General features: G+C 63.3%; 12 protein-coding genes. 4 read left to right on the top strand and 8 right to left on the bottom strand.

Going from position 1 to position 13,811, the window contains the following annotated elements:
* Positions 1-97: 97 nt before the first annotated feature.
* Entirely contained in the window at positions 98-919 is an 822-nt protein-coding gene (locus tag L6762_RS07470) for an NUDIX hydrolase (protein WP_237186405.1), read from the bottom strand.
* Positions 920-1,087: 168 nt separating this feature from the next.
* Positions 1,088-1,408: a putative quinol monooxygenase gene (locus L6762_RS07465; protein WP_237186404.1), complete on the bottom strand. Its 321-nt coding sequence runs from the start codon at positions 1,406-1,408 to the stop codon at positions 1,088-1,090.
* Positions 1,409-1,596: 188 nt separating this feature from the next.
* Between L6762_RS07465 and L6762_RS07460 the strand changes: the two genes are divergently transcribed.
* Positions 1,597-1,815 carry a helix-turn-helix transcriptional regulator gene (locus tag L6762_RS07460; RefSeq protein WP_237186402.1) on the top strand — a complete coding sequence of 73 codons (219 nt, stop codon included), beginning with the start codon at positions 1,597-1,599 and terminating at the stop codon, positions 1,813-1,815.
* Entirely contained in the window at positions 1,812-2,291 is a 480-nt protein-coding gene (locus tag L6762_RS07455) for a hypothetical protein (protein WP_237186401.1), read from the top strand. The genes L6762_RS07460 and L6762_RS07455 overlap by 4 nt, the downstream gene beginning before the upstream one ends.
* A gap of 101 nt (positions 2,292-2,392) precedes the next feature.
* Here the strand turns inward: L6762_RS07455 and L6762_RS07450 are convergent, their stop codons facing one another.
* The 5 genes from L6762_RS07450 to L6762_RS07425 are packed head-to-tail and all read right to left on the bottom strand — an operon-like array spanning position 2,393 to position 8,731.
* Positions 2,393-3,244 carry an anchored repeat-type ABC transporter permease subunit gene (locus L6762_RS07450; RefSeq protein ID WP_237186400.1) on the bottom strand — a complete coding sequence of 284 codons (852 nt, stop codon included), beginning with the start codon at positions 3,242-3,244 and terminating at the stop codon, positions 2,393-2,395.
* Positions 3,241-4,020, bottom strand: coding sequence for an anchored repeat-type ABC transporter ATP-binding subunit (locus L6762_RS07445; RefSeq protein WP_237186399.1), 780 nt, complete (start codon positions 4,018-4,020; stop codon positions 3,241-3,243). The genes L6762_RS07450 and L6762_RS07445 overlap by 4 nt, the downstream gene beginning before the upstream one ends.
* Entirely contained in the window at positions 4,017-5,057 is a 1,041-nt protein-coding gene (locus L6762_RS07440; RefSeq protein WP_237186397.1) for a choice-of-anchor M domain-containing protein, read from the bottom strand. The genes L6762_RS07445 and L6762_RS07440 overlap by 4 nt, the downstream gene beginning before the upstream one ends.
* Positions 5,058-5,070: 13 nt before the next feature.
* Complete coding sequence (locus L6762_RS07435; RefSeq protein ID WP_237186395.1) at positions 5,071-6,669, bottom strand: anchored repeat ABC transporter, substrate-binding protein; 1,599 nt, start codon at positions 6,667-6,669, stop codon at positions 5,071-5,073.
* Positions 6,635-8,731, bottom strand: coding sequence for a TIGR03773 family transporter-associated surface protein (locus L6762_RS07425; RefSeq protein WP_272878696.1), 2,097 nt, complete (start codon positions 8,729-8,731; stop codon positions 6,635-6,637). The genes L6762_RS07435 and L6762_RS07425 overlap by 35 nt, the downstream gene beginning before the upstream one ends.
* 124 nt (positions 8,732-8,855) lie before the next feature.
* Between L6762_RS07425 and L6762_RS11940 the strand changes: the two genes are divergently transcribed.
* Together L6762_RS11940 and L6762_RS07410 are read left to right on the top strand one after the other, a co-directional pair.
* Positions 8,856-11,633: a choice-of-anchor M domain-containing protein gene (locus L6762_RS11940; RefSeq protein ID WP_272878695.1), complete on the top strand. Its 2,778-nt coding sequence runs from the start codon at positions 8,856-8,858 to the stop codon at positions 11,631-11,633.
* A 185-nt stretch (positions 11,634-11,818) separates the two neighbouring features.
* A complete protein-coding gene (locus tag L6762_RS07410) occupies positions 11,819-13,054 on the top strand; it encodes an NRAMP family divalent metal transporter (RefSeq protein ID WP_237186387.1) in 1,236 nt (411 codons plus the stop codon).
* Here L6762_RS07410 and L6762_RS07405 read toward each other — a convergent pair.
* Entirely contained in the window at positions 13,051-13,746 is a 696-nt protein-coding gene (locus tag L6762_RS07405; RefSeq protein ID WP_237186386.1) for a GntR family transcriptional regulator, read from the bottom strand. The two genes, L6762_RS07410 and L6762_RS07405, sit on opposite strands and share 4 nt — an antisense overlap.
* Between the last annotated feature and the right edge of the window lie 65 nt (positions 13,747-13,811).

Genomic DNA, 13,811 nt, shown 5'->3' with positions numbered 1-13,811 from the left:
AGTGGGTGCAGCTTCAGGGGCTGTCTCTACAGAGGTGCCACATGCGCTGAGAGCAAGAATGGTGACTACTGCTAAGGGCACTAGGCGCTTCATAAATTTACTTCCCCTGTTCGGCGTTATAGGCGGCCTCACGGTACATGCCCAGAGGGCCCTGATCCGCGAAGGCACGCGAGTGATTGTAACGGTAAAGACGCGGCGGGCGGTGGCGGGTACCCTCAACACGCTTACCCGTATCAATAATAGACTTAGAGGCCGCAATCTGGCGGCGGAAATTTGCAGGGTCAAGAGCACGACCCAAAATCGCCTCATAAACCTCACGCAGCTGAGCCAGAGTAAACTCCTCGCCCAAGAAAGAATGGGCAATACGGGAGTACTCCACCTTATTCTGCAGGCGGTAGAGGGCGTACTCAACAATCTCGTTATGGTCGAAAGCCAGGATGGGCAGCTCGTCGATGGGGAACCAACGGATATTCTCGTGAACCCGGGTGCGGTTGACCTCGGTCTGAGGGATAGACGCCCAGTAAATCACCGACACCACACGCTCATGCCGATCTTCCTCAGCAGGAACCGGCAAGGAACCGCCCTCGCGCATAATCTTGTAGTCCGGAGTGCGGTGCACGTCGCCAAAAGCATAGAGCTGCTCAAGATAACCCGGCACCAGGCCGGTCGCCCGCTGAAGGGTGTAACCAGCCGCTTCTTCAAGAGACATATCGGGCTGCAAGGGGCCACCCGGCAGGGCCCACTGACCCTTATAGGGTTCACGCAGACGGCGCACCAGAGGCAGCCACAGCGAATGATGAGACTCGCCCTCCTTGCGCCGCAGAGCCAAAATCACGGTAGAAACAGCAAGCGAAACCGACGTATGGTCAGCATCAAGATGCTCATCGTGGTGGGCCTGGGCGGCATTCGGCAAAGTCATGTGGCTCCCCGGTCGTAGGCAGTAAAAATCAGGACGCCCCACGGCGACCTCCACACCCATTCTAGTCAATCGGTCAAGAGATAACCCTACCCCGGCTACACACCAGGGGCAAAAACAAGGACGCCAGTAGGCAGTGAACTGCCCACCGGCGTCCGGGTGCGGAGCAAGCTACGAAATTTTCAGCTCTCCCATTTCATCCCAGTCATTGCCGTCGATCGTGCGAGAAATAATCTTGGGAGTTTCGGTCAGCCAAGGCTTCATGGCCTCCAGCCCCTTGGCAAAGTGGTCTGACTCCACGTGATCTGCCGCGGCGTCGTCCTCAAAAGCCTCAACCAGAACAACCTCGTTGGGGTCCTCAACGCTCAGCGACCACTCAAACCACTTATTGCCCGGCTCAGCGCGGGTAGCCTCGGTGAACTCGCGGGTAGCGGCCAAAAAGCCCTCGCGGTCGCCGTCCTTAACCTGGTACTTCACAACAATGAAAATCATGTTCTCTCCCAATGTGTACTTACTTCTCAACTTCATCCTAGGCAGAGCAGGCGTACCTTGTCAGCAATTAAGTTATGAGCGATGTCTACAAGCAGAAGTGAAATTTTCTTTGCCGAATGATAATTTTTCATTCCTTAATGTAAAAAATAGTTTACACTTAATGGAGGTTGACACGTTGGAGTTCACATATGACAACAGAAGCCGCAACCAATATGGTTCGGAAATTTAGGCGATGGCAAGAAATCTCGCAGGGGGACCTTGCGACCCGTGTCGGTGTTTCAAGGCAAACAATCGCAAATATTGAGAAGGGTAACTACTCCCCATCGGTGCATCTTGCCTTGGCAATTTGCCGGGTTTTGGGGAGGACAGTAGAAGAGGTCTTTGACCCTGAAATGGAGGATTCATGAGTTTTAACGAAAAAATTTTGAACGACTACGACGAGTCAGTGGATGATGAATATGAACGTGAGGTGTTGTACAGGGCAACTGCGATTTCTTACGTCTGGACTATGAACCTGATGTTTATAGCGTCTGCTGTCCTAGCTTGGGTATTGCCTGAGATGTATTCGATGTGGGCAGTAATGCCCATGGGGGTACTAATTTTCGCTATGGCGGTGAGAGATTCATGGTTGCGTAAACGTGTGCCATCCCCCCGTCCGACACAGCACTCTTTATGGAAGCTTCTGACAGTTATCGTATCGGTCATGGTCGTGGGTGGTATTTACTGGAATACCTTAGACGTCGTGGACCATGACTTTTCTCGCGGGCTACTAGTTGGAGGCGTTATTGGAATAGTGGTGTCTTTAGTCCTAGCAAACAAAATTTCTGCTCATCAACGTCAGAGAGATCGCGAACGTCTCGACGCTCAGCTAGGTGAAGATTAAACAGGTTCCTGCTTGGGGCTAGTACTTACCATACTCGCTATGCAGAGGGCGAACTCTCCTGCAAAAGATGCCCCCGGAAAAGTGCACATGCCTGTCACTTTTTAACGGGAAGTTGCACTTTTCAGGGGGAACCGCCCGCGGGCCGCCCAGCAGAGCAGGAACCCGGCAATCATGGTCAGCACGATGACGCCGCCGGTGGGCAGGTTAAAGGCCCAGGAAAGGTAAAGCCCCACCGTGGATGTCACCGCCCCGAAGGCCGGTGCAAAGACCATCATGCGCCCCAGAGTAGAGCAGAGTAGGCGGGCGCTCGCCGCCGGAACCACCAGCAGGGCCAACACCAGCACATTGCCCAGGGTTTGAAGGGAGATCACAACAGACACGGTAACCACCACGTAGAGCAAAATATCCAGGGCTAGCACCGGCAGACCCGCAGCTTTGGCGCTCTCCTTATCGAGTGATACCGCCACAATCTCTTTATGGAAGAGCCCCAGCACAAGTGCCAGCACAGCAGCAATGGCCGCTGCCTGGGCGACGTCCGCCCCCGAAATACCCACGATGGAACCGAACAAAAAATCCTGCACCGACCCCGAGTAGCCCGGGGCCAGGGAAATGATGGTGATACCCAGGGCGAAGGAACCGGCAAAGAAAATACCGATGACCGAGTCCTCTTTGAGCTTCTGGTTCTGGCTAAAAATCGCCACCAGAATAGCGGTGATGACGCCCGCCACCAGGCCGCCCACTACCAGCGACCCGCCAACCACAAAGGCCACCGCCAGGCCGGGGAAGACCGAGTGGGCAACAGCGTCACCGATGAAGACCATGCCGCGCATGACCACATGGCAGCCCACCAGCCCGGTAATCAGGGAGGCAATCACGACCGCCGCCAGCGCCCGCGCCAGGAAGGCCAGGTTGGGGTTGAAAAGGTCTTGGATAAATTCGTAGGGAGTAATCATAGGGCTCGTTCACACCCTTCGTGCTGGCCGTGCAGGAAGGCGTAGAGTTCTTCGATGCTGTGCTGCTGGGCGGGGGCGTCCACGGCGAGGTGGCCGCGCACCCCGACGATGCGGGTGCACCAGGTGCGGGCGGCGATCATGTCGTGGGTGGACATCAGAATGGTCATCCCCTCGGCGGCTAGTGCCCGGTAGAGGCGGTTGAGGGAGTCCTGGGTGGGGGCGTCCACGCCGGTGAAGGGCTCGTCGAGAAGCAGGAGCTTGGGTGCGGACGCCAGGGCGCGGGCCAGCAGGACTCGCTGCTTTTGCCCGCCGGAGAGTTCGCCCACGGGGCGGTCTTTGAGGTCGGTCAGCTCTGCCTTGTCGAGGGCGGAGTAGACCGCCTGCCAGTCGGTGCGGCGGGGGCGGCGGAACCAGCCGATGGCGCGGGTGCGCCCGCTCATGACGGCGTTTTCAACGGTAATGGGGAAGTCCCACTGGAAGAGGTGCTTTTGGGGTACGTAGCCGATGTGGGCGCGGGCTTTGAGGGGCGGTTCATCGAGAATATCGATACGCCCTTTACTGGTAGGCACAAGCCCGAGCAGGGAGCGCAGCAGGGTGGTTTTGCCTGCGCCGTTTGCCCCGATGAGCCCGACGAATTCGCCGGGGTGCAGGGTTAGGTTGAGGCTGGTGAGGACGGGCCGCCCCGGGTAGCCTGCGTGTAGGTCGGTGATGGTGACGGTGGGGGCGGATGCCTCTGCACCGGTTTCTCGGGTGAGGGTAGGTGAGGTGGTGGTCATGCGCGGCCCCCGGTGGACTGCTCGAAGGCTTCAGCCTTAGCGGCTGCGGAGCGACGGGCTAGGAGAACACCACCGACGGTGAGGGCCAGAAGTAGCGCGCCACCACCGGCCATGAGGCCAATCGGTAGGGTTGAGTCGCTGTTCTCTGCTTCACTGCTGGTGCTTGAATCGCCAGCTGCCGCAGCGGTGGAGGTTGCCTCGGTCGCCTGGGCGCTCGCGTCCTGGTCTTCCCCCTGGCTCTCGCCCCCTGAGCTGCCCTCGTCAACCGCACCGAGGGCGTCCGCCCCGGCAAAGACCTGCTCGTTACTCACGGTCGAGCCGACGGCGAAGAGCAGGCGGGCGGTGTCGCTGACGACGGTGCCGTCGGCCAGTTCAGCGTGGGCGCGCACGGTCAGGTAGTAGGCGCCGGGGGCGGTGAAGACCCAGTTGGCGTGGGTGTGCACGTTGGGTTCAACGAAGATGTCCTGGGGGTCGGTGCTGTCGGAGGTCCACAGCACTTCCGGCGCCCCGAAGGTGCCGTTTTCCAGGTACATGGAGAACCCGCCGGGGCCCTCTACCGCCTCAAGGGTGAAGGTGACGCCGCGACCCAGGCGCTCCACCACCTGGGGGTTCTGGGTGTTCCAGCCGGGCCAGACCACCCCGGCCAGCTCGGTCTGCGGAATCACGTAGACCTGCTCCCCGGGGGAGGCCTGCACAAAGGAGTAGCGGGGGTCATCGGGTACGGCCATCATGGCGGTGTCATCGCCGCGCAGCACCACGTCGGCAGGGTCGCGCCAGACCGGCTCGGCAGTTGAATCGTCGCGGAACATGAGCTCCCAGGAGCCCTCAACGAAGGCCGGGCCCATATCAACGTGCCCGGCAGCAATCTCGTGCTGGCCGCTGACGACCGGCTCGTCGGGCGAGAGGGTCTGTTCCAGGGCGCGCTCTTCGGCGCTCTTGTTCTCTTCGGCCGCGTAGGCTGCGGGGGTCAGCGCGGACGCCGGCACCAGCAGGGCTGCCAGGGCCAGGGCGGTAGTGAATCGGGGAGAGATTTTCATGGAAATCCTTGGGTTAGGTGGAACAGTCGGTAATGGCCTGCGCGTTGGCCAGCATCATTTGGGAGTACCTGGGGGCATCTGCATCGAGGGAGTCGGAGTAGAGTTCGCAGACCCGCACCCCGGCCTCCTTGCCTACCTGTTGGAGCACCGGCGTCCTGTTCATTGACCCGCGCTCGGTGTAGAGGGCGGGTACGGCTAGGTCGTCGATGGTGCGGCGCAGGCGCTCGCGCTGCTGGATGCTGGGTTCTACGCCCGCGCCGGGGGAGACGTAGCCGGCGACGGTGAGCCCGTAGGTTGAGGCGAGGTAGCGGTAACCGTCGTGGGTGGTGACCAGGTTCTTAGCAGCGTCGGGGAGCTGGCCGTAGATGCGGTGGAGTTCCCGGTCGGTGTCTGCCAGTTCGGTGAGCAGGGCTTCGGTGTTGGCCCGGTAGGTGGCGGCCCCGGCGGGGTCGGCGGCGGTGAGGGTGTCGCGTATGAGCTGGGCTGCGGCCATGGCGTTGGGTACCGAGTGCCAGATGTGGGGGTCGATTTCGCCGTGGACGTGCTTGCCCAGCACCGCCTGGGCCAGCAGGTAGACCTGGTCGCCGGGCTTGCCGAGGAAGCGGTACTGGGGCCCGGTAGGGAGTTCCTGCAGGGTGCGGGAGGGTACCGCAATGACGGTGCTGGCGGGGTCGTGCTCGGTGACCTGCCCGTCGGAATCGGTGCGAATCACCAGGCGGCCGGTGTCGAGCTGGGCGGTGAGGTCGGCATGCCCGGCATCGAGGACGGTGACGGGCTGGCCGGTGGCCTCCTGTAGGGCGCGTGCCTGGGCGTCGGGGGAGACGCCGACGGCAAAGTGCACGGTGGTTGGGCGGACGTCGGTGAGGCCGTCCAGGGCCGCGCCGTCAGCGCCGCGGGCCTGGGCTTCAAGCTCCAGGGAGTATATGCCCGGCTGGGTATATGCCCATGAAAGATGGGTATGGGCCTGAAGGGGTAGGGAGGTTTCCCCCAGGTTTCCCGCCTGTGTGCCGCCGTCCGCGCCGGAGTCCGCTACCTTCTCAACCGACCCGAAGGTTCCGGTAATAAAGGCGGCGAGCTGGCCCGGCCCGCTGGCAGCAGTGGCCCTGAATGTGACCGAGGCGTCACGACCCAGGTCGGCATCGCGCGGGGCGCCAGAGGTGCGCAGGCCCAGCCAGATGGAGTCGAGGGAGGCGTCCTCAACAATCGGAATCAGGCTGCCTCCGTAGCTCTCAATCTCTTCGGCAACCGCCACCGAGAGCGCCCCCTCAGGCAGGTTGGCGTCGACCGTGCGCACCAGCTTCTGCTGTTCTAGCAGCAGGCCGTTGGTGAAGGCTACATCGGCGTAGGCTACGTCGCGAACGTCGCGCAGGGAGGGCTCGTAGGTGTGGGGGTCAGCCCCGGCGGGAACCAGCGAGGTCACCTGGGCCCTGTCCCCGGCAACGGCCGAGGCCAGGTCGGCCACAATGGGGGTGGATGCTACCACCTGCAGGCCCTCCTGGCCCCGCTCCCCTGCACCGCCACAGCCGGTGAGGGCCAGCAGAGCGGTCAGTAGGAGAGGGGCGAAGCGGCGAAAACGGTTACGCTGCACGGCGGGCAGAGCGACGACGAACAAAGAGCAGGACGCCCGCCCCGGCCAGCAGGGCCAGGCCACCGGCTGCGGCGAGGGTGCCAGTCGATGAGGTGCCGGTGTAGGCCAGCTCGCCTCGGGCTGAGGCCTGCTGGGCCTTGGCGAGTTCGTCCTCGCTCAGGGTGCAGTCGCGCCCGTCGGCGGTCTTGCCCACAATGCGCACCTGGGAGCCGTCGGGTCGCGTGACCAGGCCGGTGGCGCTATCGACAGAGCCCTGCCCACCACCTGCGGGGGCCTTGGAGCTAGAGCCGCTACCGGCGTCCTGCTGCTGGGTCTGCTGTTGGGACTGGGCCATATCGCCCACCTCAAAATTCAAGGTTCCGCTAGCTGTTGCCTGCCCGCCGCTCTTGAGCGGCACCGTCCAGGTGAGGGTTGCAGAGTAAGCACCGGGGGCAGTGAAGACCCAGTTGGCGTGCTGGTGAGTATTGAGCGGTACCGAGAAGGAGTCACCTACCCCGTTGAAGACGGTGGTTCCAGCTGAGCCAAAGTTGCCCGAGAGGAAAACCGACAGCCTACCCGGACCCTGCAAATCGGTCAGGGTGAGGGTGGCCGGGCCGGAGGCCTGGGCAACCAGTTCGGGGTTCTGTGTGTTCCAGCCGACCCAGGGCACGGTGGCCTGCTGGGTTGCCCCGATCAGGTAGACCTCGGCCCCCGCCGGGGCGATATGGTCCATGCCGCCGGGCATGGTGGTCTTTGCGCCGTCACCCAGCACAAAAGTGAGGGCACCTGGCTGCTTCCAGGTGGCAGGGGAGGTGCGGTCGTCCTTGACCTGGGCTGAGAGGTTACCGCCGCTCAGGACCGCACCAAAATCAAAGTGGCCGCTGGTGGCCTTGCTGGTGCTTGTATTAACGGCTTTTTGAATGGTGAAGGCGGGCTTGTCCAGGGTGCGCGCGGACGCCCGGTTAGCCGTACCTGCCTCACCCTGCTGAGCCTGCTCGGCAGGTTTGACCAGTTCCTCGGTGACCAGGCACTGCTGGGGCGCGGCGCCCCCGCTACCGCCTGCCGCTGAGTGCTGCTGGGCGGGGTGCTGCTGAGCTGGATTCTGGGCGGTCGGTGCTCGGTGAACCTGGTTGCTGCTTCCCGCCGCCGGGGCTGCATGCTGCTGGCTGGTCTGGGTGCTGGCGCTTTCCTGGCTACCGCCGGGGGCCGGTGCCGGGTTGAAGGGAGCGTAGCTTGGTGCTGCCGGTGCGGACGCCGGTGCTTCGGTTGTCTCTACCGGTGCGGGTGCGCTGGGTTTGGGGCTAGTAGATGAAGGTGTCTCGGGTGCCGTGCTGGGGGAGGGGGTGGCGGTCGGCTGGGTTGCCTCGGTTGGGCCGCCCAGTTCGGCGGGGAGCTGCCCTACCACAAAGGTGTAGGTCTGCTCGGTGCTGACGGGGGTGCCGTCCGCCCGGGTGGCGCTGGCGCGGAAGGTGAGCTCGTAGGTTCCGGTGGCGGTGAAAGCCCAGTTGGCGTGTACGTGGGAACCAACCGGCTGTTGCAGGGCGGGCAGTTTCTCGCGGGAGCTAAAGACCCGTTCGGTGCCGAAGGGGGAGGACTGGAAGACCTCGACCGCACCGCCTTCGGGGGCCTTGGTTTTTACGAGTTCTAGGGTCAGTTTGTCGCCGGCTAACTCACCGGGGTGGATCCCCTCGGTATTCCAGCCGGGCCAGAGCACCCCGGCTACCTGGGTCTGGGGTGCCAGCCAGATGGTTGACCCCTCGGCACCCAAAAAATCGAACCCTGCGGGCACGCTGACCCTGGTGTCAGCACGGTCTTGCAGGTTGAAGACTGTCTGGGCGGGGTCAAGGCGGGTGCGGGGTGCGCCGGGCAGGTCGGCGTAGGTGAAGAGTTCTAGCTGCCCGTTGGTTAGAGCCATAGCTAGGGCGTCGGTGTGCTCGACGGCGAGAACGGTGCGCGCCGCGGCTTCTTGGCTCGCGGTGGGGGCTGCCTGGCTGGCGGCAGGGGCGGGGCCGCCCTGTTCGGCTACTGCGGGTGAGGCTGCTAGGGGGCCTGCAAGCAGGGCCACGGAAAGGGCTGCGACCGAGAGGGCGCGGGGGAACTGGTACATGGTGTGCTTTCTAGCTGTGTGTTGTTTGGCTTTTCTCGACACATAGAATATCTTTAATGATAATCATTCTCAACTTATGGGTGAGCTTCTCGCCACCCACCCCGCACACACTAGAAAGACCGCAATGCAGACCCAAGCACCCGCGTCCTCCCCCTCACTGCGCCCAGTTGCCCGCAGGCGTCCTTACCGCGCTCTAACCCTCTCGGCCCTGGCCATCGCCACCCTGGTCGGCTCAGCCCTGCCCGCCACTGCCGGGCCCGACGACGGCAAAATCGTGGGCACCCAGGCCCATATCGACGCCCCGCAAACCGTCTGGGAAAACAACGGCTTTAGCCTCTACGGCAAGATGCCCCACGGCGACAAAAATGACGCCCTCGTGCCCTTTGACCAGTCGGTTCTCTGGCTGGGCAAGGGTTACTCCGCCCGCGCTGAAGCCAAAAACCAGTACATCTTCACCGTGCCCGATTCGCCCAATGCTAGCTTCCTGGGCAGGCCCGGCGACAAGCTCTACATGGCCCCCTCCCTGCCCTACGGCAACCACAACCCGGCCTGGATTGGCTTCGGGGCAGACACCAACATCCCCGTTGAAAACTTCCGCGACGGCACCTTTACCCTCGACCTGTTGAACGTCAACGGCCCCGGCGTCATGGAGATGTTCACCTACCGCTCCAACTACTTCCCCAACGACGTGCGCCGCATGCTCAGCTCCACCGACCCCGATTTCCAGTCGGCCGTGCTCACCCCCGGCGCCCACACCCACAACTTCACCACCTTCTCTCGCCCTGGCCGCTACGAGGTCACCTACCGCACCGTCGCCCGCGGTCTTGACGGTCAAACCATCGAATCTAAGCCCACCACCGCCGTCTGGCAGGTGGGCGGAAATCGCCCGGCAGACGGCGCTGGTGTTGCAACTGAGGCACCCCTGATTGATGCCTACAACAGGGCCCTGACTACCGCCCTCACCAGGGAAAACTACAGTCTGACCCTGGCTCCCAAGGCGAACCCTGAAAAGGACGGCGACGACTCCCTCACCGACATCACCTTCGATGCCGGGCGCACCGACGTCTCGGGCACCCTGACTCTCTACAACCAGGGCTACTTCCTCACCGACGTGCGTGTTGAAAACGGTAAGGCCACCTGGTCAGAAATGCTGGGTTCCCTAGATTCTCAGATTCAGGGCGTCTTTATTCCGGATGGCGCCGCGGCGGCTTCCGGTGCCAAGGCCGCCAAGTGGGTCACCCCCGCCCTGACCTACGCACCCGGGGGGAGCGCGTCCGTGCGCTCAGATGCGGGTGAAGGACGCTGGCCCGCCCCCACCGCTGACCCCGGCAACACCGTGCTCCCCACCGGCCACCACGCCCTGACCAGCGGCGACTACACCGTCACCATCAAACCCTCAGACCATGAGGGGTACAACCTGGTACAGATTAAATTTGCCGACCCCACCGTGCGCGGCTACGTTTCAGGCGGTATGTTCCGCCGGGCCGAGGACGCCTCGGGCGCCGCCAACTGCTATGCCCACATCGACAACGGGGTCGCTAGCTGCTACCTGAGCGCAGCCAGCTGGCTCAAGGGCTACCATGCCATCTTCAATATCACCCCCCACCCCGACATGGACGCCCGCACCGACCGGCACACTGTCACCAGCGACTATGTGCCCGGCCAGGAATATAGCTCCAGCGGCTCCCTTACACTCACCGACCCCGTGGTAGCTCCTAGCCAGCCTGCGCCCAGCCCTGAGCCCAGCTCACCTGCTCCTTCACCCAGCACTCCGGCCCCGAGTCCGTCCGCCCCGGTTCAGCCTGAGCCTACCACCAGCCCTTCCACCCCCGCCCAGCCCCTGCCCGATGCCCGCCAGTGCAAGGCTCCTGAGCTTGAAGGTCGCTACCTGCTCACCGACGGGCACGTCGATATCAAGGCCTCCCTGGCAGGCGGGGCGCTGAAGCTGGCGCTGAAGGACGAGACCGGGGCTGTCACCCGTGAAGCTGCTGAGCGATCTCTCAATGACGTGGTGCTGGGTCTGGGCGATAACACCCGCTTTGCCCGCCAGGAGCAGATGATGGCCCCCGAGCTGGACTTCCTGGGCGATGCCGGTAGCGAGTTCTACGGCCTGCCGCAGACCCAGCAGGCCGGTATTCTCTGGCCCGGCTGGAACACCCAGGACGTTGACTACGCCCAGCTTGCCGGGCCTGCCACCTTGCACCTTGTGCCGGTTGAAGTACCCGAAGGCGCTAGTTACGGCGTCTACGAGCAGGACTTCGCCGGTGCTGTCACCCTGCACGCCGGTGGCACAGCCAAGGACACCACCATCGACATTGACTTCGCCACCCACGCCCACGCTAACTGGGTCTTTACCACTCCCGGCGTCTACGGCTTCGAAGTCTACTACAGCGCCCCGCTGCCCAATGGAACCACGGCCCGCAGCGAGACCCAGCGTGCGGTCTTTGCTGTAGGCGGCGCGGCGATTGACGACTGCCTGGCTGTAGCTGAGAATGCCCCCAGCCCTGAGCCGACTGTAGAACCTAGTGTCGAACCGACTGTTGAACCCAGCGTCGAGCCGACCAGTCAGCCCAGCCCTGTGCCGAGTGCCGACCCCAGCAGCCTGCCCGTCTTTGCGCCCCAGTCGACCCCCGCTCCTAGCGCCAGCAGCCAGCCTGCTCCCACCCCCGGCGCTACTGCAGGGGCAAGCCAGTCCGCGACCCCCGGCGTCCAGGTGGATACCCCGAACGGTGGTGCCGGAACCCAGCAGGGCTTCCAGCCTGCCGCCCAGCCTGCAGGTAGCCAGCCTGCTGCAAGTGGCGGGGTGCTTGCCTCCACCGGTGCCCAGGTGGTCGGTCTTGGCCTAGCTGGACTCGCAGCCCTGACAGCGGGCGTCCTGACGCTGCGCCGCCGTCAGCGCTAACCCCCTGCTGAACCCGCCCCCTTAAAAGTGCAACTGCCCTTCACTAAGTGACGGGCAGTTGCACTTTTACGATGGCACGTGCGCGAGCTCTCCTCTTGCGATTGTTCAACAATTGTGTAATCTATGTCTATGACCTAGCACGCATTATGACGCCCCCGTCGCGTGCCCGCACCCCAAGGAGAGACATGGCAGACGCAAACGCCCTGATCACCCCCAAAGACCAGGCCGCCAAGGGGCGCCGTACAGCTCTGCTCGGCTCCCTCTTCCTCATGGCCACCAGCGCCATCGGCCCCGGCTTCATCACCCAGACCGGCCAGTTCACCTACCAGATGGGCGCAGCCTTCGCCTTCGCGATTCTGGTATCGATCCTCATCGACATCGCCGTGCAGCTCAATGTCTGGCGCGTTATTGGCGTCTCCGGCATGAAAGCCCAGGAACTTGCCAACTCCGTCCTTCCTGGCCTCGGCATCTTCCTCGCTATCCTGGTAGCCCTCGGCGGCTTCGTCTTCAACGTCGGTAACGTCGCCGGTGGCGGCCTGGGCCTCAACTCCATGCTCGGCATGGACGCCACCACCGGCGGCATCATCACCGCCGCCCTCGCTATCGGTGTCTTCCTTTCCAAGCGAGCCGGCGTCGCCCTGGACCGCATCGTCGTCGTCCTCGGCGCCGTCATGATTCTGGCAACCCTCTACGTCGCGATTGTCTCCAACCCACCCGTCGGTGAGGCCCTCAAGAACACCGTTATTCCCAGTGAAGTGAACTTCACCGTCATCACCACCCTGGTCGGCGGCACCGTGGGCGGTTACATCACCTACGCCGGTGCCCACCGCATGCTGGACGCCGGTATCCACGGCCCCGAGTACGTCAAGGACATCTCCCGCTCATCCGTCACCGGCATCGTCATCACCGGCATCATGCGCTTCCTACTTTTCCTCGCCATTCTGGGCGTGGTCGCTACCGGCGTAGCCCTCGATACCGACAAGTCCATCGCCGGTCAGGCCTTCGGCATCGCCGCCGGTGAAATTGGAACCCGCCTCTTCGGTCTGATTCTCTGGGGCGCAGCAATCTCGTCCGTCATCGGTGCGGCCTTTACCTCGGTGTCCTTCCTAACCACCGCTAAGACTTCCGTAACCGTCAAGAATGCCCTGACCATCGGCTTCATCGTCGTCTCAACTGTCGTCTTCATCGTTGCGGGCAAGGCCCCCGCCACCCTGCTGATCGTGGCTGGTGCCGTCAACGGCCTCATCCTGCCGGTAGGTTTTGCGGTGCTTCTCTTCGTAGCGACCTTCCGCGCCAAAACCCTGCTGGGCGGCTACCGCTACCCCGTCTGGCTCATCGTAATTGGCTGGATCTCCTGGCTGCTGACCATCTACCTGGGCTACAAGTCCCTCAGCGGTATCGCCGCCCTCTGGGCTGGCTAGGAATCCGCCTGCCGCTGCAAAAACTTATCCCGCGAGGCCACCAGGTAACTGCGTAAGGCCTCGTGGGCGGCGGTCCGCTCACCGTGCTCGACCAGATCGAGCAGGTGGGCGTTCATTTCAACGTAGGGAGCGTGGAAGCCCCCGTCCTGGGTGTACTCAAAAAAGAGCAGGCGCATCTCGGCAAGCAACCGTGACATGGTGCGGCTTAGCCGCTCTGACCCGGCAGCCGCAACCAGGGCCCGGTGAAAATCCTGGTTGGCGTTGGCCATACCGTCCACCGACCCCGCATCCCGGGCCGCTCTTGCACGCGCGAGGGCGGCCCGGGCGTCCTTATTCTCCCCAGCAGGAGCCAGGTCAAGGGCGGCCGCCTGCACCGCCCACCGCTCAATAAAAAGCTCTCGCACTTGCGTGCTGTCGGGCCGGGCCACAAAAACCCCGCGGTGGGGGATGCGCTGCACCAGGTTCTGCCCCTCAAGCTCGGTGAAGGCCTGGCGCAGGGTGTTGCGGGAGACATCCAGGGTGGCGGCCAGTGCTTCTTCCGTGAGCTGGGTGCCGGGGGTGAGAACACCCGCATCCATGGCGGTTCGCAGGGCATACACAGCCCACTCGGACGCCCGCAACTCGGCGGGGCGCTTGCGGGCTATCTCATCAAGGGACGCGGACGGCAGGGGTTCAGGGGCTAGGGAAGTCACAGTTTCATTTTACCGAGCAGGCGTCTCTGGTAGTTAAGCAATAAACCCCGCTCCTGGGAACAGGG

The sequence above is a fragment of the Rothia nasimurium genome (assembly GCF_928381705.1).
Taxonomy (GTDB): Bacteria; Actinomycetota; Actinomycetes; order Actinomycetales; family Micrococcaceae; genus Rothia; species Rothia nasimurium_G.
Note: the sequence above shows the minus strand (reverse complement) of the source record. Positions and strands in the feature narration are given on the sequence as shown.